Annotated in this window: 19 protein-coding genes (1 of these 19 running past the window's edge); 7 read left to right on the top strand and 12 right to left on the bottom strand. The window is 33.1% G+C overall.

The window, feature by feature from the left end:
- Nucleotides 1–38 precede the first annotated feature (38 nt).
- On the top strand, nt 39–332 hold the full coding sequence (locus AXG55_RS09730; RefSeq protein ID WP_148697929.1) for a hypothetical protein: 294 nt from the start codon (nt 39–41) through the stop codon (nt 330–332).
- Between the two features lie 392 nt (nt 333–724).
- On the opposite strand, the gene AXG55_RS09725 is transcribed toward AXG55_RS09730, so the two are convergent.
- Nucleotides 725–1723, bottom strand: coding sequence for a tetratricopeptide repeat protein (locus tag AXG55_RS09725; protein WP_148697928.1), 999 nt, complete (start codon nt 1721–1723; stop codon nt 725–727).
- A gap of 109 nt (nt 1724–1832) precedes the next feature.
- Complete coding sequence (locus tag AXG55_RS09720) at nt 1833–2822, bottom strand: polyprenyl synthetase family protein (protein WP_148697927.1); 990 nt, start codon at nt 2820–2822, stop codon at nt 1833–1835.
- A 165-nt stretch (nt 2823–2987) separates the two neighbouring features.
- On the opposite strand from AXG55_RS09720, the gene rpmG reads away from it, so the two are divergent.
- Nucleotides 2988–3155, top strand: coding sequence for a 50S ribosomal protein L33 (rpmG, locus tag AXG55_RS09715; RefSeq protein WP_148697926.1), 168 nt, complete (start codon nt 2988–2990; stop codon nt 3153–3155).
- A gap of 129 nt (nt 3156–3284) precedes the next feature.
- Here the strand turns inward: rpmG and AXG55_RS09710 are convergent, their stop codons facing one another.
- From AXG55_RS09710 to AXG55_RS14870, 3 genes are all read right to left on the bottom strand, one after another.
- Nucleotides 3285–4382, bottom strand: coding sequence for an ATP-binding protein (locus tag AXG55_RS09710; protein ID WP_148697925.1), 1098 nt, complete (start codon nt 4380–4382; stop codon nt 3285–3287).
- Nucleotides 4383–4400: 18 nt separating this feature from the next.
- Nucleotides 4401–6953, bottom strand: a complete 2553-nt coding sequence (lon, locus tag AXG55_RS09705) for an endopeptidase La (RefSeq protein ID WP_148697924.1) — start codon at nt 6951–6953, stop codon at nt 4401–4403.
- Between the two features lie 114 nt (nt 6954–7067).
- Entirely contained in the window at nt 7068–7235 is a 168-nt protein-coding gene (locus tag AXG55_RS14870; RefSeq protein ID WP_233231130.1) for a hypothetical protein, read from the bottom strand.
- A 702-nt stretch (nt 7236–7937) separates the two neighbouring features.
- Here AXG55_RS14870 and AXG55_RS09700 point away from each other — a divergent pair.
- Complete coding sequence (locus AXG55_RS09700) at nt 7938–8273, top strand: HU family DNA-binding protein (protein ID WP_233231129.1); 336 nt, start codon at nt 7938–7940, stop codon at nt 8271–8273.
- Nucleotides 8274–8289: 16 nt separating this feature from the next.
- On the opposite strand, the gene AXG55_RS09695 is transcribed toward AXG55_RS09700, so the two are convergent.
- A complete protein-coding gene (locus AXG55_RS09695) occupies nt 8290–8631 on the bottom strand; it encodes an integration host factor subunit alpha (RefSeq protein WP_148697922.1) in 342 nt (113 codons plus the stop codon).
- Between the two features lie 256 nt (nt 8632–8887).
- On the opposite strand from AXG55_RS09695, the gene trpS reads away from it, so the two are divergent.
- The gene (trpS, locus tag AXG55_RS09690) at nt 8888–9934 is read left to right on the top strand and encodes a tryptophan--tRNA ligase (RefSeq protein WP_233231128.1); all 1047 of its coding nucleotides are present in this window, start codon (nt 8888–8890) and stop codon (nt 9932–9934) included.
- 5 nt (nt 9935–9939) lie between these two features.
- Here the strand turns inward: trpS and pyk are convergent, their stop codons facing one another.
- From pyk to AXG55_RS09660, 6 genes are read right to left on the bottom strand one after another with little or no spacing between them, the layout of a single operon-like run.
- On the bottom strand, nt 9940–11391 hold the full coding sequence (gene pyk / locus AXG55_RS09685; protein ID WP_148697920.1) for a pyruvate kinase: 1452 nt from the start codon (nt 11389–11391) through the stop codon (nt 9940–9942).
- Complete coding sequence (xseB, locus tag AXG55_RS09680) at nt 11378–11608, bottom strand: exodeoxyribonuclease VII small subunit (protein WP_148697919.1); 231 nt, start codon at nt 11606–11608, stop codon at nt 11378–11380. The genes pyk and xseB overlap by 14 nt, the downstream gene beginning before the upstream one ends.
- A gap of 30 nt (nt 11609–11638) precedes the next feature.
- The gene (gene xseA, locus AXG55_RS09675; RefSeq protein WP_233231127.1) at nt 11639–13135 is read right to left on the bottom strand and encodes an exodeoxyribonuclease VII large subunit; all 1497 of its coding nucleotides are present in this window, start codon (nt 13133–13135) and stop codon (nt 11639–11641) included.
- Complete coding sequence (locus AXG55_RS09670) at nt 13132–15162, bottom strand: hypothetical protein (protein WP_148697917.1); 2031 nt, start codon at nt 15160–15162, stop codon at nt 13132–13134. Before AXG55_RS09670 ends, xseA begins: the two co-directional genes overlap by 4 nt.
- Nucleotides 15159–16883 (bottom strand): hypothetical protein, encoded by a 1725-nt coding sequence (locus tag AXG55_RS09665; protein ID WP_148697916.1) that lies wholly within the window; start codon nt 16881–16883, stop codon nt 15159–15161. The genes AXG55_RS09670 and AXG55_RS09665 overlap by 4 nt, the downstream gene beginning before the upstream one ends.
- Before the next feature lie 4 nt (nt 16884–16887).
- Entirely contained in the window at nt 16888–18153 is a 1266-nt protein-coding gene (locus tag AXG55_RS09660; RefSeq protein ID WP_148697915.1) for a DUF1343 domain-containing protein, read from the bottom strand.
- 291 nt (nt 18154–18444) lie between these two features.
- Between AXG55_RS09660 and AXG55_RS09655 the strand changes: the two genes are divergently transcribed.
- The 3 genes from AXG55_RS09655 to AXG55_RS09645 form a co-directional block, all read left to right on the top strand.
- Nucleotides 18445–19416, top strand: a complete 972-nt coding sequence (locus AXG55_RS09655) for a flagellin N-terminal helical domain-containing protein (RefSeq protein ID WP_148697914.1) — start codon at nt 18445–18447, stop codon at nt 19414–19416.
- Between the two features lie 234 nt (nt 19417–19650).
- Nucleotides 19651–21123, top strand: coding sequence for a hypothetical protein (locus AXG55_RS09650; protein WP_148697913.1), 1473 nt, complete (start codon nt 19651–19653; stop codon nt 21121–21123).
- A gap of 179 nt (nt 21124–21302) precedes the next feature.
- A protein-coding gene (locus AXG55_RS09645) for a pyridoxal phosphate-dependent aminotransferase (RefSeq protein WP_148697912.1) crosses the window boundary here: on the top strand, nt 21303–22270 show its 5' portion. 238 nt of this gene lie beyond the right edge of the window; the window shows 968 of its 1206 coding nt (coding positions 1–968); the start codon lies at nt 21303–21305; its stop codon lies off the right edge, out of view.

Here is a 22270-nt window from a genome sequence, read left to right as displayed (position 1 = left end):
TAATATATTGTATTTTATTAAACAGGAGGACGGCTTTGATGGCTGATCAGCAAACTCCGGAAGTCATTGTGAATATGGTGAGTCTGCACTTGCGAGAGTTGATTCATGATGTGAATAACGCTCTTTTTGTGGCAAAAGGGTTTCTTGAAGAATTAAATGAGGATACCCAAGGAAAACGCTATATGGATCCGAGTTTTGATCATGAAAACTTTTCTGATATGGTAGCAACTATTAATAGAAATGTTGAGAAAATTGATCAAAATCTAATAAAATTAAGAAAATTTGCAAAAGAAGACATTTTTGATAAAACAGGTGTTCCTAGGCCAACTTAATTGAAATGGTAAGCTACAAAAAATCTAGCCGCCGCTCTGTTCGGCGCCCGGCGGCTTGGTCGTCCCTCTGTGGAGGGAATGTGATAGGAAATAACAGAAAGGATAATGCTAAAGGCAAGAGTTCAAAAGGAAAGGATTATTTTTTTTAGGAAGGACAAAAACAATACCCGAACGACATTATTTTTGGGTTACCCCATTAGGTTTCCTAGCGAAATAGATAGCATGCCTTATGATTTACTGCAACATAAAAATGATTTCTTTTCATATTTTATCAGAATGATTTCATTTAATTTAACAAAATCTAAATAATTTTAAATAATTATAGAATTGATTGGTGATTTAAGTCAAAAGAATTTATGAGTCATCTTCGCTATTTGTAGTGGCACCCATAATCATTTTGCATCACGCATTCTTAGCAGTCCTTCGCGTGCATTTTGAGCATCAGTCCCTTGTGGGGAGAGACTGATAACTTCTTGATAAACTTGAGCTGCCTTGGATTTGCTATTCAATTTTTCGTAAGTTTGGCCTTCCATTAACTTTGCATGAGCAAGTTCTGGAGTATTTGGAAATTTAACATAATAAGTGCGGAGTTCATTAAAAACGTTATTGTACTCGCCTAATCTGAGCCACGCTTCACTGGCGAGGAGGAGAGACTTGCCATTGTCTTCAAAGTTCGGAAAATTTTTTTTGATGCTATTTAGAATTGTAAGAGCTTCGTTAAATTGACCTTGAGTGAGCTTTTTTTCAGCCTCAGAAAGCAACTGCGGAGGTCCCATGGGTTCATTATTAGACATCATTGTTGCGCTCTGTAGGGGGATCCCACCTGAATCCATTTTTTTATCGGTATAAATATCGCGACTTTCCATCATGTCGGGAAGCATTGTCACACCGGCAATGCCAGGGGGTTGTTTTTCAAAAGAAGCTTGATCTTCGAAAATTCCAGAACGTAATCCTCTTTTTAGTATTTCAATCTCTTTTCTTTGGCTTAATAATTGTTCATTTAAGCTATTCATGTCATTTTTTAAATAGGAAATCACTTTTTTAGAAACAATATTATCCTGACTTAAATCATTTACTTGATAACTCATTTTTTTGATTTCATTCTCTAAAATCATGATGTGTTTTTCTCTTTCTTTACTGCTGCTTTCAATTTGATCTATTTTTTCCAAAGTTTCCTGTTTAGATTGTTCATGTAAATCAATAATTTCTTTGGGATCAAAATTTTTTGCTTGCTCTGTTTGATGTGCCCCCACATTAGAGCCCGAAGAGGGGGGCGTGGCAGAATTTCCTTGAGATTCATTACTTTTAGGAAAATCATTTGGATTTGAAACACAGGACGAAATAAATAAGGTAAAAATAAAAACACCTATAATTTGGAAACTTTTTATCATAATCCATTATCCTCTAATATAAGAGCATATTATTATTTCTTATATTAAAGATATTTTTTTAATACAGGGGTGAATTTATTGCCGTGCCTAATGGAAAAGTAACTCGGCTTTAATTTTCTCGAGATAGAAGTTGTTTTATTTGGGAGATAAGTAATTTTTGATAATGAGAATGATCTTTATTTAATGTTTTTAAAAAAGGATGAGAAAATATTTCATTTAAAAGATTTATTGATTTTTCAGTGTAAAAAAGAGACATTTCTTCCGCTTTTTCAATTCCAAGTAATTTTACAGCAGTAAATTTATTTTGAATTTCATCTTTACCCGCTGTTTTACCTAATTCTTCGTTTGTTTTTGTGGCATCGAGAATATCATCTCTGATTTGAAATGAGAGTCCAATGAAAACACCCGCCTCTTTCATTTTTTTTCTAAAACTATAAAGATCTTGTTGGGATATGGTTTGTTCCCAGGTTGAAATACCGCAGATTCCGCCTAGGGCAAGGCAGGAGCCTAAAAGTTTGCCCGTTTTATTTTTATGAACGCATTCCATTTGCTCCCACGTCACATGAGTGGCGCCTGTAAGAGAAATATCAAGCCATTGTCCCCAAATCATTCCAGAAGCACCCGCCCCCTCTGCGAGATCTTCAATTAAATGGCTTAAATAAAGTGCATTTTGATTTTTATGCCAGACTGTTTTTGCCAGTAAGGAAAAGGCTTCTGTCAGCAGAGCATCACCCACGAGGAGAGCCTTTGCTTCACCGTAAACTTTATGCGTTGTGGGCAATCCCCTTCGTAAATCATCATTATCCATGCAGGGTAAATCATCATGAACTAAGGAATAGGTATGAATTTTTTCAATAGCTAAAGCTGATTTTTGAGCCACTTCCAGGGCTTCTGAGCCGCCTAAAGCTCCCGCGCATAGTAAAGTCAAAAGGGGGCGAATTCTCTTTCCTCCTGCTTGTAGTGGGTAAGTATAAGCTTTTGAAATTTCAGAGTAAAAATGGTCGCATTGCGCAATGGAGTCCGCTGCGATGGCGCACTTCTCAATATCTGATGCAATGAGTTTGAGTAGGCTTTCGATAGGAAGGAGAGAATAGCTCATTTTTGTGCCTTTTTCTTGAGAGATGCGTATTCAAGTACCAAAAACAAGAATCATGTAGCATATAGTCTAAGAAACTGCTTGCAAAAAAATGAAATTGTTTGTACGTTTTTCGCCACTGCGTTTTTTTAGCGCGTGCATGACAAAAGAATTGAGGAGTTAACTAAAATGCGCGATATCATTAAACTTATTTGTAGTGGTGATGGCAAGATTGCTTGCTCTGGCAACAATCTTTATTCAACTACAAAAAATAAAAAAGCATCTACAAAGAAGCTTGAGCTCAGAAAATACTGCAAATTTTGCCACAAGCACACTCTTCACAGAGAAAGCAAATAATTCCGTATTTGCCCGCTATTTAAAAACGCCTTTATGCTTAAAAAATGCAAGAAGGCGTTTTTATTTTTTGAAAAAAGCTATGCTGAAGAAATATTAAAAATAAACTCATAAATTCATAAAAATGTTTAATTATATTTTCGGAAATCTTAATGTAAATGTTGTTCCTTCATTGAGAAGGGAGCTCACTGAAATATTTCCACCATGTTGTTTTATTAAAGAATATGTGATGGAAAGACCTAATCCTGTTCCTTGTCCTACCGTTTTTGTTGTAAAAAAAGGATCGAATATTTTATCGATAATTTCTGGTTTTATTCCACTTCCTGCATCTTGAATAGAAATGCAAATGAAATCTTTTTCATCATGTCTTTCAAATTCAATCCATCCTCCTTGTGGCATGGCTTGCATGGCATTTGTAATTAAATTTAAAAATATTTGTCCAATTTGTCCTGAATTTCCAACAATAATATCATCTGTTGTTTCATCTATATTCCAAACTATTTTAATATGTTTTTGTTGAAGTATGCCGTATGCAAGACTCACCGTTTTTTTAATTTCTTCAATTAAATGAATTTGATTTTTTTCGACAATTTTTGTTTCATGCCTTGCGAAACTTAATAGATTTTCGACAATTTCTTTACATTTTCGAGTTGCTAATTGTATTTGTTCCAAGTCATTTCGATGGGGGGAGTCTTTTTCTATTTCCGTTAAAATAATTTGTGTAAATGCTAAAATAGCAGCTAAAGGAGAATTGATTTCATGGGCAACGCCACCTGCGAGTTTACCAATAGCAGCCAGTTTGTCTGAATGGGAAAGGCTTTTTTCTAGTTTTTTTTCAACAGTAATGTCGCGATAATGAATAACGTAACGAGGAAATTTATGTTCGGCAGTGGGTGACATTAAATGTGCGCGGATAGCAAAGGTGTGATCTTTTATAAGTTGTGAACTATTCCATGCCGTGTCGGGATTTTTTTTATTTGTTGATTTTACAAGACAGTGTTTGCAGGGAGATGCTCTTTTAGCAAAAGTTTCGTAGCATTTTTGTCCAATTAAATCTTTAAAGCGAATGTCTTTCAGTGATTTTTGAATTGTTTGAAGATAGGCTTTATTTTGACGAATGATATTATAATTTTCATCAATAAGTACGAGAGGATCTTCAATGGTGTCAATCATAGTCAACCATTGAAGTTTAATATCTTCTACTAATTTCTTGCTAATAGGGGGTGACATACCCTCTCGCACAATGAATTAATGATGAATGAGTGGTTGATTTCCTATCGTAGCTACATTTGCTAATGCAATGGATTGAGCGTTTTTTAACTTCGTTTCCAGAGCATCATTGGTTTCCCAAGCTATTGCATGTAGCAAAACGGTATCCATGTGATCTACAGGAACAATTTCAAGTTGCTGTAATATATTTTTAGGAATTTCAAGCAAATCGCGTTCATTTTCCTTAGGTATGATCACTTTTTTAATGCCGCCGCGGTGTGCTGCCAGTAATTTTTCTTTTAAACCACCAATAGGCAATACCCTGCCACGCAGTGTGATTTCACCGGTCATAGCAACTTCACGGTTAAAAGGTTTTTTGGTCAGAGCGCTCACCAAGGCTGTGGCCATGGTAATTCCAGCGCTAGGGCCATCTTTGGGGATGGCGCCTTCTGGGAAGTGAACATGGATATCTATTTTAGAATAAAACTCATCTTCTAATCCTAAAAAGGATCCTCTAGAGCGCACATAGGAAAAGGCGGCTTGTGCTGATTCTTGCATAACATCGCCCAATTTTCCGGTGATTTTTAAATTTCCTTTGCCACTCATGACAGCAACTTCAGTTACTAATAAATCTCCACCGACTTCAGTATAGGCAAGGCCTTGACCCACACCAATTTCATTTTTCGATTCTTTTTCACCAATGCTGTATTTTCTTGGTCCAAGGTATTTTTGTACAAGGGCGCCATCGATAAGAGGCGCTTTCATTCCATCCAGAGGTGTTACTTTTTCATTTGTTTCTTTATTCTCTTTTTGTGTTTCTTTACTTTCTTTTAATTCTTTTTGCGCCTCTTTCTGTTCTTTGCTTTCTTTTGTTGACTTAGTGGGCGTTGGTTTTTTATTGCTCTTTAATAATTCGCGCGCAATTTTACGGCAGATACTTGAAATTTCACGTTCTAAATTACGAACGCCTGCTTCACGAGTATAATAACGTACCAACTCTTCAAGGGCAGAATTGTCGAACTTCAATTCGGATTTATCGAGTCCATTCGCTTTAATTGCTTTTTGAATAAGATGTTGTTGTCCGATATTGATTTTTTCTTGTTCTGTATAGCCACTCAAATGGATAATTTCCATACGATCTAACAATGGTTTGGGAACACCGCTGAGACTATTGGCAGTGGCAATAAAAAGAATTTGTGAAAGATCATAGTCCAAGTCGAGATAATGATCATTAAAAGCATGATTTTGTTCTGGATCTAGAACTTCCAGCATGGCGCTCGAGGGATCGCCGCGGAAATCGGAACTCATTTTATCGATTTCATCGAGTAAAACGACAGGGTTGCCGCTGCCTGCTTTTTTAATTGCATTTAGTATTTTTCCTGGCATGGCGCCAATATAAGTTCTTCTGTGGCCGCGAATTTCGGCTTCATCACGAACACCACCGAGAGCAATGCGTGAGAAAGTTCTGCCTGTTGAACGCGCAATGCTTTTTGCTAAACTCGTTTTACCAACGCCTGGAGGACCAACTAAACATAAAATAGGGCCTTTTATTTTATCGCTTAAGCTTGTTACAGCTAGATATTCAAGAATTCTTTCTTTTACTTTTTCAAGTCCAAAATGATCTTCGTTGAGAACATCTTCTGCAAACGCTTGATCTTTAATTGTAGGTGCATAATCTGCCCAAGGAAGCGATAAAACCGTATCGATATAATTTCTAACTACAGTCGCTTCCGCGCTCATAGGACTCATGCTGCGCAGTTTTTTGACTTCTTTTTTAAGCTTTTCTTTAGATTCATCGCTCAGTTTTTTAGTTTTTATTTTACTTTCAATTTCAGCGATTTCTGTTCTAATATCATCTGCATTGCCAAGCTCTTTTTGAATGGCATTCATTTGCTCATTTAAATAATATTCTTTTTGTGTTTTTTCCATTTGGCGTTTAACACGCGCACGAATTTTTTTCTCAACCCGCAATATTTCAATTTCTGATTGAATAATACTAAATATTTCCTCTAATCTTTTTGCAGGATCAATTGTTTCTAGAATGCGTTGTTTGTCAGCAAGTTTTAAATTTGCAAGTTGCACAACGAGAGTGTCTGCAAGTCTGCTTTCGTCTTCAATACTTGAGATGGAAAATACCATTTCAGGTGGTACTTTTTTATTTAATTTGACATAGGTGTCAAAAGCTTGTTTTACGGTTCTAACAAGAGCTTCATTTTCAGCAGAGCGACCGGAAGGCTCTTGAATCTCATTAATTTCTACAACAAGCATTTCATTTGATTCAACATATTTAAGTATGCGCCCGCGTTTTTTACCTTCAACAAGAATTTTCACTGTTCCATCGGGCAAACGAAGTAATTGTAAAATTTGCGCAATTGTCCCAAATTCATAAATTTCTTCAGGAAGCGGGTCGTTTGATTTGGGTTTTTTTTGTGCGGCAAGAAATATTTCTCGATTGCGTGCCATAGCATCATCAAGAGCTTTAATGCTTTTTTCGCGACCTACAAATAAAGGAACAACTGTGTGCGGAAATACGAGCAATTCCCTCAAAGGCAAAAGCGGTAATGTGCGGCTTGTCGTTTTTTTGTCAGCCATTTGAGCTACTCCTTTGTGGTCATGTGAATACTTTCAACCTCTTCATAACTATTCTATGACATTTAAATGGATTGGCAATACCATTTTTTTTTTACATCTATCTTCTAAACATTGTTAAAGAAACAGCATGTCATAGGTTCTTTCTCTAAAAAATTTTGGATTTCTTTTTTTCTTAGAAAAGCTTCCTAAATTTATTTGTCTGTTTAGAATTTCGGCAAGAGCTTTTTGATTAGTGAGACAAGGTAATGGAATTGCTCGCCGTACGACAATTTCTTGGCTCATTCAAATTTTATATATTATTATGAGGGAAGAAAATTTTTTCCTAATCCTTTTCGTAATTTTTAATTTTATTGCTTAATAATAAAGCTTCTCTATGCCAGGTATTGGCGCAAATCCAAATATGTCATTTTGGAAAGGATATTTAAAAATCTCCTCTTTTCTCTTTCTATTGTTGCCGTAACCGCAATAAATGTTCGCTTTGATACAGGTCAATTGGCCAGTAAATTGGGGCTAGGAATATACTACAGATTTTTAATCCATTTTCTTTATTGAATATTAAAACAATTTATTTTCTTTATTTAAGAATGGGAAGGGAACTAAGGGGTCTCCCAATTTTATATAGGGAAATATTCTTATGGATTTTTTGTCTATCTTTGATACTGAAGAAATTGATTCTTATATATTGAATCATTTTTGCTCATTTATTGAACTCTTTATCTTTGGCAGTTAGTAAGAAATATTTTGCAATTAATGGGGAATCATTCAAAATAATGTTCGGTACCAATAATGTTAAAGAAAGTTCAATCTTAATAGCTCTAAATAAGTTTAAATTTTTAAAAAAAGACTTAAGAGTATCTATAAAAAATCTTTTCGTCATATTGGATCAGATTTTTTCACTGCAAATCTTGCATTATGAGAGAATGAAATGTAAATACAAATTTCCGGGCAATCGGTCTCGTTAATTAACACATGGAGTTATTTATTATGGCTAAGAGTAAAAGTTCAATTTCAACTGTTCCTACAAGCGTAATCATCGCTGATGTTTCTGCTCGTTTCGAACAATTACCAAAGAAAATTACTAAAGAAGTTATTTCTGCATTTTTAGAAGCTATCGAAGACAATGTTGCCGGTGGTCATAAGGTTCGTATTGATAAAGTAGGAATTCTTACTTGTAAAGATCGCGCAGCTCGTAAAGGTCGCAACCCACAAACTGGCGAAGAGATTAAAATACCTGCGTCTAAAAAGATTAGTTTTCGCGTAGCGAAATCTTTGAAGGAAAGAGTTGGAGTTGCTAAGAAATCCGCAGTTAAAAAGAAATAAGTAAACTTATTTCTTTTTACTCGTTGTAATCTTCTTCGTGAGAGCCTGCCATAACAAGCTTGCTATCATCTAGCTTTGCATTGTTAACAGCATCTCTTAGCTTTTCGGAGGGATGAAAGGTGACAACGCGTCTTGCTGATATTTCAATACGCTGTCCTGTGTGCGGGTTTCTGCCGGGACGGCTTCTTTTTTCGCGGACAACCCACTTACCAAAGCCTGAAATTTTAACTTCTTCTCCATTTTCTAATTTAGATTTAATGGATTCTAAAATAGTTTCAACCAAGTTCTTGGCTTCGTGTGAAGAAAATTGAGTTTTAGCACGAATTAATTCGACAATCTTGTCTTTTGTTAGAGTCATAAGCATCCTCTTTAAGATAACTAGCAAGAACTTTTATAGTTCTATTTTTTCACATTCTTCTGGACAAACACAATCCCCATCAGTGTCAACTTTTCTCCTGTGGTCAATAGCCTTTACGACAAAAAATAGGAAAAAGGAAGCTTTTCTTGCTTACCATTTTTTTTTGAAAGATGCACGAGATTGTTTTTAAAACTTTAACATGCTATTGCTATTGGCTGTATTTTCTGTTTTTTCAGTCTTTAGGAGTCCCTTCAAAATGAAAGAATCCAACCAAAACACAGTCAACAGATCCTCACCAAAAACGTTGGGAGACCGCAAGCGATTTTTGACGGGAATTAAACCTTCTGGAGATGTTCATATTGGTAATTATTTTGGTGCTATTAAACCTTGTATTGATTTGTCAAAGGATGTTCAAAATGAAGTGATTCTCATGTGCGCAGATTGGCATGGACTGACAAATAGAGCGGAAATTATGCGCCCGGGGCAGTTGAGTCATCCGTTAATTGCCTTACTGCTCGCACTGGGATACAATATTAAAGAAAATTCCATAATACTACAAAGTGATTTTCCACAAATACAAGAAAACTCTTGGTATTTGTCCTGTGCCACGGCAGCAGGTTTATTGGAGCGCTCTCACGCGTACAAAGATGCCATTGCAAACGGAAAAGTTCCCACGGCAAGCTTATTGTTTTATCCTTCGCTTATGTCATCGGACATAATTACCTTTGACAGTCAATTTGTTCCCGTTGGAAAAGATCAAGCACAACATCTTGAATATGCATCAGATATGGCAAAGTTATTTAATAATCTTGTGGGTGTTGACGTATATATTGCGCCACAAGGTGTTATTCAGGAAACACCAACGTTAATAGGAACCGATGGCGAAAGAAAAATGAGTAAGAGTTATAATAATATATTACCTGTTTTTGCGACTAAAAAAGAGCTAGAAAAATGTGTCAAAGAAATTAAGACAGATTCAAAAGGTTTAAACGATCCTAAAGATCCCAATTCTTGCGTTATTTTTCAAATATTTAAATCTTTTGCATCTGATGATGCCATTGCATATATGAAAGAAAAATTAGAAAAAGGTGTGGGTTACGGATATGGTCACGCCAAAAAAGATTTCGTCGATGAGCATGAAAAAGTTTTTGGGAGTCATCGGGAACGTTATGAATATTATTGTAACAACTTTAATGAAGTTAAAAAATTATTAGAACCAGGCTATGAAAAAGCGCGAAGCTACGCGGACAATGTCACGAAGCGTGCGCGCCAAGCATTTGGATTAAAATCATATCTTAATTAATTTTATTAAGAGCAAGCGTCATTTTTTGAAACGCGATGAATTTTTAAAGTGTTGGTTGGTAGCATCTGACTGACTGGAATTCCTCCCGTAATAAGTACGAGATCTCCTTCTTTAACGTAACCTTCTTTTGCTAAATATTTCGCAATTTCTGAAAATGCCGTATCGGTGTCATAAAAAATATTGTTCAATACGCCAATCACACCCCTAACTAAACAAAGTTTACGAACCACATCGGGGCGGGGGCTAAAAGCAATGATAGGAGTTTGTGGGCGATATTTAGCCACATAACGTGCCATGCTCCCCGTTAAAGTGAGGCAAATGATGGCTGTTGCTTTCATTTTTTCTGCAAGTTCCACTGTTGTTCTTGCAAAGACTTCGGCTGAGGTTTCGGCGCTCATTTTACTGAGTGGAGTGGGCTCAAAAGGCGTGATGCTTTTGCTTTTGTCAACGCGATCTAAAATATTGCGCATGGTCGCAACCGCCAGCTCGGGATATTTGCCTGAAGCGCTTTCCCCTGAAAGCATGGTGGCATCGGCGTGATCAAATACAGCGTTGGCAACATCGCACACTTCTGCTTTGGTGGGGCGTCTGTGTTCAATCATGGAGTCGAGCATTTGTGTCGCCACAATCACAGGCTTGCCGTGATTTAGAGCGGATTCGATTATTTTCTTTTGATAGGCAGCCACATTGGCAAAACCACATTCCACACCCAAATCACCACGTGCCACCATAATACCGTCTGAAACATCGCAAATTTCATCGATATGATGCACGGCGCTCAGCATTTCCACTTTCGTAATCACAGGAGTATCCGCTCCCAGGGCGCGCAACATCATTTTGAGTTTGGCAACATCAGCAGGGGTTTGTACGAAGGATAAAGCGACATAATCAACACCTTGTGCTACTCCAAAAAGGAGATCTCGAATGTCTTTTTCTGTTGTCGCAGGAATAGAAAGATGACATTCTGGAAAATTAACTCCTTTTCTTGATTTTAAAAATCCGCCATGGGTGACTTCACAATCCACATCGGAACCGCGAATGTCTATAATTTTCATGGAAAGCAAACCATCATCAAGAAGAATGCGCGCTCCTACTTTAACGTCCGACGCCAATTCGCGATAATCGATAGGAAGAAATTCATTGCTAGTTTGTTCCGCCGCATAGCGCAAAGTGAGTCTTTGGCCGCGGGTCAGTGTCATGCCGCCGTTGATAAGTTTTCCTGTACGTATTTTCGGTCCTTGTAAGTCTTGTAAAATGGCAACTTGAATGTTTTTTTCTTTTGAAATTTCACGAATTAAAGAAATATTTGCAGCGTGGACAGCATGATCTCCGTGAGAAAAATTAAGTCTTGCTACATTCATTCCGGCGTCAATGAGTTTAACGATCATCTCTTTTGTGCTCGAAGACGGTCCAATCGTGCAAACAATTTTTGTTCGGGGAAGATTATTGAGATCCATTTTTATCCTCTTCTGGGTTAATAAGAATATTTCTTGAATTCATGATTTGTTCTATTTGAATTTCAGTATCAAAAAGTTTGGATTTTAATTTTTCAATCAGAGCATAGGCTTCATCAAGTTTTTCAGTGAGTTCATCAATGGGTATTTTGTCGTTTTCCATGCTGGAAAGAATATGATTCACTTGGGCAAGCATGGTGTTGTAATTTGTATTTTCCATGTTTTTTCCGTGTAATAAAAGGTCATAATATTAAGAAGGTTGATCGTTCTTAAGGTTGATCCCGTTCACAGACACATCTACAAAGATATGTTGATTTTCGCAATCATTTGCGAATTTAAGTTTGAGGGAATGGGGAGGTGGATTTTTTAAAAAATCTTTCCCTGTGATAAGTGTTCCATTATCGTCATAAACGAGAGCATAGCCTCTTAAAAGAGTTTGAGAAATACTGGATTGAAAAGCTTTTAAAACTTGTGAAATCCCTTTAATTTGTTTTTTTTCAGATTCTATTCTTTTTCTTGCGGCATGACATAAACGTTGTTCTAGTGAAACTAAAAGTTGTTTCTCTTTTGATGTGCGCTTGAGTAATAAACTCGTCATTTTTTCTAATCTAGAGAAAAACGTATTCAAATGAAACAAAATATTTTCTGTTAAAAATCGTGCTGCCGCTGTTGGTGTTTTTTCGCAGTGATAAGCAACTTCATCGGCAATGCTTGTGTCATCAAAGTGGCCTACCGCCGTAATAATCGGTAGAGGACTTAAAGCAATTTGAGTAGCAATATTGAGATCGTCAAACCAGCGCAGATCGAGGCGGCTGCCCCCACCACGTGTGATCACAATGCAATCATAAAGGTGAGAATTTAGGGTAATGTATTTTAAGGCATGAGCTACATTTTCAGAAGTTTTTTCCCCTTGCATATTGCAGTCAAATAATGTGATTTGAAAAGAAATATGTGATATGCGAAGTTCATCATAAAAATCGGCGCAGGCGCGGCTATTTTCAGCGGTAATAAGAGCTATTTTTAAGGGAAATTCTTTTAATTTTAATTGCTTATTTTTGTGGTATAAATTTCTTTTTTTTAATTCCTGAATAATTTGTATTCTTTGTAATGCCAGTTCTCCTTGGGTAAACTGAATATCAATGTCATCAATTATAGCATTTATTTTTGAACCTTCTTTTCTAAAGTCACAGGTTACTAATACTTTAATTCGTGTTCCATCTTGAAATAAAATTTTCGAAATTTTCTCGTTTAGTTGAGTTTTTTTATTAGCCCACAAAATACAAGAAATACTTGCTGCTCTTAAACTCAAACTTGAAAATTCATTTCCAGCGCTTTTGTCTATCAAGTCAAAAAAAACATGACCATTTGTTGATTTAAAACTTGAAATTTCACCACATATCCAGTATTTTTCGGACAAATTTTTTCTTATAATAGCTTCAATAAGTAAAACAAAATGTGTGACACTCATAGCCTTATTATCAGGTAAATTTTCAACATTTAATTTTTCAGAGTTTTTTTGTTGATCCTCATTTTTTTCAGGTAAATGAGAATTACGATCATTTGAATTTATTAGCAAAGAGAAACCAAGTTCTTTAATTAAAGATGCAGAAACTTCACTTTGAATGAGCCACCAATTTTTTTGCGCGGCGTCCCATTTTCCTCCTGCTTTTTTTATTTGCTCTTTTATTGTAAAAGTATCTCCAGTAAGAATGATCTTGTTTTCAGAGGTATGATAAAACCTATTCATTTTCTCTCTTTGTAAGTAATAAAATATTTTAAATTTGCTGGCAAGGATGGAAAAAAGTGAGACCATACAATGAGATCTTCAGAAAGATGAGAATAGGATTTGCGCGGTGATTCAAAGGAATAAAGTAAAGAAAAATCAGTAAAATTATTAAAATTTAATGAATTGCTTACTATGAAATTGCCATTTGGATGTGCCACGTATTCACCCATTCCAATTTGAAGTTGGTTTAATTGTTTCCCATCTTTTTGTGCTTCAATTCTATAATCATTGCTAAAACTATCTCCATTCAACAAGCAGCTGACTTGCCACTCATCTATAACCTCTTCACTTTGGATTTTCAATTCCACATTGTAATATTCCTGTTTCAAGTCAAATGAAAATTGTCCAATTTTTATATTTTTATTTGAAAAACATCTTAATATTCTATCCTTAGAATAAATTTTAAGTTTCGCGCTTTTGAGATTTGAAAAAGAAAATACCAGATCGCGCATTTGGTATTTCGATCTTTGTTCATCTATAATGCTAAGAAATTGTTTCATTTTGTTAAAAGGAATGGAAAAATTTTTATTTGTAAAGTAGTTTTCCTTATTAAATATAAAAGCCTCTTCTTTTTCTGATTGAACTACAATTGTGTTTTGCTTTGTTAAGTTCTCCTTAGTTATTTCTTTATTTCGTATAATTTTATTTAGTATATCGGTAACAATATTTTGTTGAATAGGATTTTTATCATATGTAGTTTTAATGTAATTCATAATATTGATCATTGAGCTATTAGGTATTATCATTAGTATCGATTGATTCGACTGTAATGTTGATTTATTGAAGTCAAAATTATTGCCATTTATTATAAATAGGTTTGACTTTTTGTCTAATTTTTTGATTATATTATATAATATATCTTCATTGTCATCAGAGTTAGGGTTGATATCTATTCTGACAAATTCAGCATTGGAATTATTAACAATATCAGGAATAAGGGAATCAATATTGGATATCGAGCTTTCTCTATTTATTTTGACGAGTGTATTTGCAAATTCAATAGATTCATCATCATTTTTTTTGTTAAAAACATTGATTCGAAGTAAATCTTTAAAGTTGGAATTAATTAAATTAAAAAAGTTTTTTTCTTTTTCCTTAAATAAATCTTGTGAATTATAAGTAAATCCATTGTTTATTTGCGATGTAAATGTTTCTAAAGTCTTTATATTTTGACTATATTTTGAAGATATTGGAAATGAGTTTTTGTTATAATAAGTGTATTCTTTTGGAAAAATTTCGTTAATTTTATTCAAAAAATTATCGCTCAAATTTTTTGATTTAATTGTTATAAAAATTGATTTGTTTTTATATTCGGTATTATCAACACCCCTAAAAAATAAAACTCCTGATGAATTTTTATTCCATGTGATTGCAATAGTTTTACCTTCTTTAGGTTGTGTGATTTTTATCTTTGTTATTTGATTATTTTTTATTTCTAAATTATCGAATGTTTTGTCCTCATAAGTTATATTAAGATAGCTCATTGTATCAAGCTTATTTGCAGGGACTCCCTTACTTTCAAATATGAGTGTTTTATTTAATAAATTATCTAGACAATCACATGATATAATTTCTCCTGGAACTAAAATAATAGAATTCACTTGAATGGTTGTTTTTTTATCGTTTCCATACTGATAAGTTAATAAGCTTGAGGAAAATTCTGTTTTTTGAATATTTATCAGAACTTTATCGTTATATCTAAATTCATTAAAATCTTGCTGCTTAGATTTCATTTTTTTTGTGAAATGGAAAAGATCAAATAAATTTTTATCTTCCACTCTTTCTGATTGGTTTAATACTTGCAAGATTTTTTTATCAATATTTTCTTTTATATATTCATCTATATTAAAACTTTCAAGTACAGCTTCAATTTTACTAAATGATGTTAGAAAAGTATAGGCTTGATTTCGAAATGCAAATAAAATGGAAAGTATAATTATAATAAAAAAAATTATCGCGGTATTTCTATCTGTTTTTTTTGTTTTCATAATTTATCCGAAATGACTACAAACATTTTTTTAAAAAGTGTATCGCTAAGCATTAATGAAAAATCATTTTTAAAACTATCTTCAATAATTTTATCACAAATTTCATCGTTATTCTGCATATTTTTTTTGAGAGTTATTTTTTGAGGAATATCATTAGATATTTTTTCATAAAATGACGATGATAATAATTTTTGATCTGTATTATAGCAGTCAATTTTTCTCTCTAAATTCATGGAGTAAATAGTTGAATCATTTAAATTATAAGATAATCTATTATCTATAAAACTTGCTTTATTTAATGAAATATTTTCCTTGTTTTTTTCTTGATAGACTTCAAGGTCTTTTTGAGGATAATTAATAAGTTCTTTTTCGGCAATTTGATTGATTGTTAGGTATTTTTTATCTTCAATTTTTGTTTTTCTTAGTGTAATTAATTTCGCAAACATTGAATGTGAGTCCAAATATAACATTTTTGTATTGAATTTTTCGCTTTCTAAGGTTTCATTAATTTTTTCTATTATTTTTAAAATATTTATTGCCCCAATTTTGGGGTCAATAAAACTTATTATAATTTTGTTTTTTGAAGTTGGAGAGTTAATTCCCTTATACAAGTCTGCTAAAACAAGTTGTTCTCTGTCTAAATAAGAGTTTAAACATAATGAACTAGGAGTATAGTTTAATAGCATAGATGGGGTTAAAAAGACAAGTAATGGATTTAAGTTTTCAAGCATTGAATATTTAAAGATACTATTTAAATCGTTATCACATGTTACGCCACCATCAAAATTATTTATAATGCCACCTAGGCTTGAAGGATTACCAATATTACTAATATATATAAATTTATCTTTTCTTCTGTAGTTTTCTATAAAGTTTTTTAAGTAAATAATATTTGAATTACTAGGGATTTCATTACGAATGCCGGATTCATAAGGAAGAAGAGCAGTAATAAGTGACGTAAAATTTGAAGCATTATTATTTGAAACGAGCGATATGTTGTCTTCTTGGAGCTTGAAATTCTCTTTTAAGTAGTTATAATTATAAGTTTTTTTGAGATTATTTAAATCTTTTTCAGTAGTGTTATCTACTATAAAAATGAGCTCTGAATTCTCCATATTTTTTTTGGTTTCTTCTCTAAAATTACTCGTTTTTCTCCAATCATAAATTAGATAAAATATACATATAAAAAAAATAAAGTATGTTCTCATTCTTTTATTTGCGTTTTTGTTATTTATATTTATAAATAACATTATTAATGAAATTAATATAAAATAGAATAATGTAATATTTATTAATTTTGATAGGCTGATTATAATTTCAGAGTTAAGATTGTTAATTCCAAAATAGAATCCATCATTTTTTGCAGTAAATATAAATATTAAAGTGATTAGAAATGAAAAAAATCTTTGCACTTTTATTTGAGATTTAATTAAAATAATTCCCACACAAAATCTAAAAATAATAGTAGGGATTAATATGGCTATAAATAAAACTGAGGAAAGTTTTAAAATACTATAAATACTTGGATTGCTAATAGATTCAATAAACAAATTTTTTGGAAAATAAATAGAAACGTTATTTTTCCAATTTAATATATCTAATATTGTTTTAATGGAAACATAAGATATTATGGCTGGAATTATGAAATAAAAATAGTTTTTATCAATTGAAAATTTTGATATATTAGATATGGTTGACTTTGAAAAACTATGTTTATTCATTTTATTATTCTCTGTAAATTAACATTGGTTCCATTTTTTTAATAAAATTCTGTGCATCAATTTTTGATTTTTTTAAACTAGATTTCAAAATATCTATTGATTTATTTTCTCCTGATTTTGAAAATAAATTATACCAATCATCTGTCCCTAATATGAGATTAATGGGTAAATCTTCATAATTATACTCATAACCAGGTTGAGCCCATTTGAATTCGTCTGAATGTTCACTGCAGCAATAATATAAAAAGCTCATACCTAATGCAAATAAATCTAGATTTTCAGGTTTTCCAATGTGAAATTGAATTCCATCACATATTGTATTTGTATATTTATTAAATGTTGGTCTAAATTTATGATTTCTTAAAAAGATAGAATTAGAAATTTTCTCATCATATAAATATAAATTACTATTGTCATTTAAAAACTGAATACATTTTTTTGCATTAAGCCAAGGAGATCCTATGAGTTGAAAAGGAATTGTAGAACCTCTTCCTTCACTAATATTTGTTCCTTCAAGCGTTACAAATGAAGGAAACATAAATGCGGATTCCCATGAAGGTATGTTGGGTGAAGGCATAGCCCATTTTATATTTTTTAGCTTAATAATGTCTAAATTCCTCGTTAAATTTTCAACTGTAATAACCTCATATTTAATGTCTAAATTATCACATTGAATAAAGTAATATCCTAATTCTCCCATTGTTAAACCGTGTCTCATAGGAATATCATACCAACCTACAAAACTGTGCCATTTTGTTTCGAGTCTGTTACCTTCGACATAGTTCCAAAAGTTATTTTTATTTTTTTGACATAGCCCCAAAGGATTCGCTCTATCAAGTACTATTACTTTTTTATTATGTTTAGCACCTGCTTTCAAACAAGCTGCTAATGTCAACATGTATGTATAAACTCTACAACCAATATCTTGTAAGTCAACAATAATGGTATCTACATTTTCTAGTTGTTTTTCAGTAGGCTCTCGTGTGCTCGAATATAAACTATAAAGAGGAACTTTTTGCCCATCTTGAAAAATATAAAAATCATCGGGCGTTTCTTTCATATTATCTTGTTCTGTTTGTGAATAACCATGTTGGGGGCCAAAAATACATGTTACATAAGAATTGAATGAATTGTTTGCTACTTTATAAATAACTTCTAAACTCGGTTCAAAGGATGAGTTTGCCGATGTCTGATTACATACTACCCCAATTTTTCCTAAATTTTTTAAAATATTTGTTTCTGTTTTTAATCTATCGATAGCTGGTTTCATTTATCCCTCACAATTAAATGATATTTTAAAATAAATTTGATCTGTTAAAATTGAAATGTCTTATTGTTGTTATATGCAACGATTGCCCAGTTAAGTCGCCTCGGTATTCTCCGATTCTTTTTTCAGTCCTTGTTTATGATGGCATAACAAAATTTAAAAATAAAATTTTTAATGCCGCCGTAATAAGAAATAAAATCTTTTACGCTGATTTTAAACGAGGAAAATGGCAATCATGGATGATTGCTAACCCTTGATAGAGGGTGTTTGTTCGTTTCATGGAGGAAACAGGTTATGGGTTTACGAATTCAGACCAACATGCAGGCTCTCAATTCACAAAGAGCACTTACAAATTCTACGTTAGCAAATGATTTGTCTAATGAAAAATTAAGTTCTGGTTTTCGAATTAATAAGTCAGCCGATGACGCTGCCGGACTTGCTATTAGTGAAAAATTAAAGGCAGATATTCGAGGCCTAAATATGGCAAAACGTAATGCTAATGATGGTATCTCATTGGTGCAGGTTGCAGAAGGCGGTATGAACGAAATTAGTAATATTCTCAACCGTCTGAGAGAACTCTCTGTTCAAGGTGCATCAGATACGATTGGTAATAATGAGCGTAACTTTATCAATAAGGAATATACAGCATTAAAAGATGAAATTGACCGTATTACAAATTCTACTGAATATAACGGCAGTTTACTTTTAGTTGGTAAGAATATTGAACAAGATATTCCTGATGAGAAAATGAGAAGTCGTGCAAATATTCCTCCCTTTGAAGTTCAAGTTGGTAAGAACTGGTATGAAGGAGTGGATGCAATAGGTGTTGATAATCCTTTTGGTAGAAACCCTGTAAACATCATTCGTATTAAATTTGATCAAATCAACACAAGTACAATTGGATTAAATTTAGGTCGCGGGAATGATGAGAGTGAAGGATCTATTGGTACCTATATTGAAGGTGGAAACTCAGTTGACTCTAAGCAAAGATCACAAAAATCAATTGCGAAACTCGATGATGCTATTAATACTATTGCAGGATTCAGAGCTGATTTGGGTGCTATCCAAAGCCGATTAGGATCCACGGTTGCGAATTTGGCGATTCAAAGTGAAAACTTCTCCGCTGCAAATAGCCGCATTCGCGATACAGATTTTGCGGAAGAAACTTCACGCTATACGCAAAGCAATATTCTAAAACAAGCTGGTATTGCTGTGTTAAGCCAAGCAAATCAATCTCCTGCAGCAGCTTTGAAACTGTTGGGATAGTTTGATCTGATTGTGTCAGAGTTCTTCAATTAATTCTTAAGAAAAAAGCTTTCAACACCCTTGAAAGCTTTTTTTATGTGCAAAAATATTTTACTTATAATTTTTATAATTTTTTGTAAAAAATAAAATATTATAAAATAATTTGACAATTTTTCTAATATAAATAAATTTTTATTTCTTATCTGATCAAAGATGATAGGATTTTTTTATAATTAATACAGGGATTTATAATATATGATGCGAAGAATATTTATTTCTTTAAGCGCCCCAATGCTTTCCTTTTTTGCACTTAGTTTGCATTGTGAACTTAGAGCATTTCATCTTAATGATGCTAATCCTAAAGTAACAGAGCCAGCGAAACCTATCTCCGATAAGTTTTTAAGGGCAAATGTTATTTTATCTTCACAAAAAATGGGAATCGTAGGTGAAAATTTTTTAGGGTTTAGTTATGAAAAATCAATATTATCTACACCGCATTTTCAGGCAGATAATAAAGCTCTTATTCGATTTTTTTCTAATTTGGGGACAGGTGTTTTGAGAATTGGTGGTAATACAGTAAATCAGACAGAATGGCATCCAGAAGGAGAAGGTTATATTCCTTTTAAAACATCTCCCTCAGACATTGAAAGACTCGCCGGATTTTTAAGAGCTGTAAATTGGAAGGTGATTTATGGTTTAAATGCCGCCACATCACTTGAATATGAAACTGCAAATGAGGCTGATTTTGTTTTACAAATTTTAGGAGACAGATTAGAAAGTTTTGAAGTTGGCAATGAACCCGATTTATACCATAAAAATAAATTACGACCCGAAAACTATACTTATGATCATTTTTTGTTTGATTGGGATTATTTTACTTCTGCAATTAAATATGTTTCTTTAAACCCTGTTTTTTCAGGTCCAAGTTCAGCGCACTACTATGCTAAATATACTATTCCTTTTGCGTCAGATAGAGGAAATAAAATTAACCAATTAACTCATCACTATTATCGAGCAAATGGAAAAAGCCCCGATGCAACCATGGATTTGCTTTTAGCTCCTGATAGAAAACTCATATTAAGCTTAATTGAAATGAACAAAGTAACTAAACTAAATAATATTCCAAATGGCTATCGTATGGTTGAAACTAATTCATTTTATAATGGAGGTGCAGATGGTGTTAGCAATGCTTTTGGCTCTGCATTATGGCTCATTGATTACTGCTTTACACTTGCAAAGTATGGCGCTGTTGGTGCAAATTTTCATGGGGGTGGTAAAATAGGAGGTTATACACCAATATCAAGTCACCGTAACGGCCAAATTGTAGGTGCTGAAGCAATATATTATGGAATGTTACTTTTTTCAAAGATGCTTCCTGGTGAAATATTAAATAGTAAAATTAAATTAAAACATGATAATAAAGAAAATTTTTTGAAAACCCATTCTGTGATCAAATCGGATGGTGAAATTGCGACGGTTCTTATAAATACCAGTCGCATTCATTCGATTAAAACAAAAGTTATTTATCATAAATCAATTTCTTCTGCTACAGCTATGTTGTTAACAGCTCCCCATCTTGAATCCACAAAGGGATTCCAGTTTGCAGGAAGTTCAATCGAGATTAACGGTCAGTGGTCTCCAGTAAATATTTCTTTTATATTTAATTCTAAATATGCTTTAGAGGTTAGTGTTCCTTCTGGAAGTGCCATTTTAATTCAAGCAAATTAATTTATTTAATACTTCATCGTAATATAATAGAATTTGACATTTTAAATAAGACAAGTTACATTGTAATAAAATAAATTTTATTACAATGATTAAAATTTGTTAATTTTTTAAATAAAATCGAATTAATAAATTTATTTGAGAATTATCAAAACTTATTATTAATAAGGTGACAATTTTTTATGCACAAATTGCAAAAGTTTGACATTGCTAAATGTTACTCAAATAAATTTAAAAATCTTTCACTAATGGGCGGCGATATTCGTAAAATGTTTATGCTGGGTCAAAAAATCAAGCTAGAAAATCCAAGTTTTGATTTAATAGATCTTTCCTTAGGAAATCCTGATTTAGAACCTCCCCTAGAAGTGCTTTCTTCTCTTAAAGAATTGCTTATGAGCTCTGAAAAAGGTCATCACCGGTATATGGATTCCGCTGGTTTACTTGAGGTGAGAGATTATTTGGCAAAAGAACTTTCTAAATCCGAAAAAACTCATATTGCACAGGATTCTGTTTATTTAACGGTTGGAGCAGCCGGTGGAATTCAAATTTTGTTAAGAACTTTTATCGAAGAAAATGATGAAGTGATTATATTTGCACCTTATTTTCCAGAATATATCCCTTATGTAGAAAATTATAATGCAAAACCTATTATTGTTAAATGTGATAAAAAACATGAACCTATTCTTGATGATCTCAGAAAAAAAATCAGTTCTAAAACAAAAATGGTTCTGATGAACTCTCCCAATAATCCTTCAGGCATTGCCTATAGTAAAAAAACCATTGAAGGTATTGTCCATATTCTTGAGGAGATCAAAAATAAGAAGGGGCATGTAATTCAACTTGTTTCCGATGAACCTTACTCACGTGTTATATATGATGAATCTAAGGTCGTGCCTTTAATGAATTTGTATGCTCATAGCTGGCTTGTGCGATCTTTCTCAAAAGATCTGGGTTTAGCGGGGGAGCGTATCGGTTTCATTGCGTGGCGTGGGGAATTTGCTTTTCCAGAAATCATAAACGCTTTTAGAAACGCGTCCCGCGTTCTGGGCTTCGTTTCGGCACCAAGATTAATGCAAAGAATTATACCTGTTGCTTATAACGCCAAAGTGGATGTTCAAATATACAAGAACAGAGTCGAAAGTTTTATTCG

It is taken from the genome of Silvanigrella aquatica (genome assembly GCF_001907975.1).
Taxonomy (GTDB): Bacteria; Bdellovibrionota_B; Oligoflexia; order Silvanigrellales; family Silvanigrellaceae; genus Silvanigrella; species Silvanigrella aquatica.
This window is presented reverse-complemented; position numbering and strand designations above follow the sequence as displayed.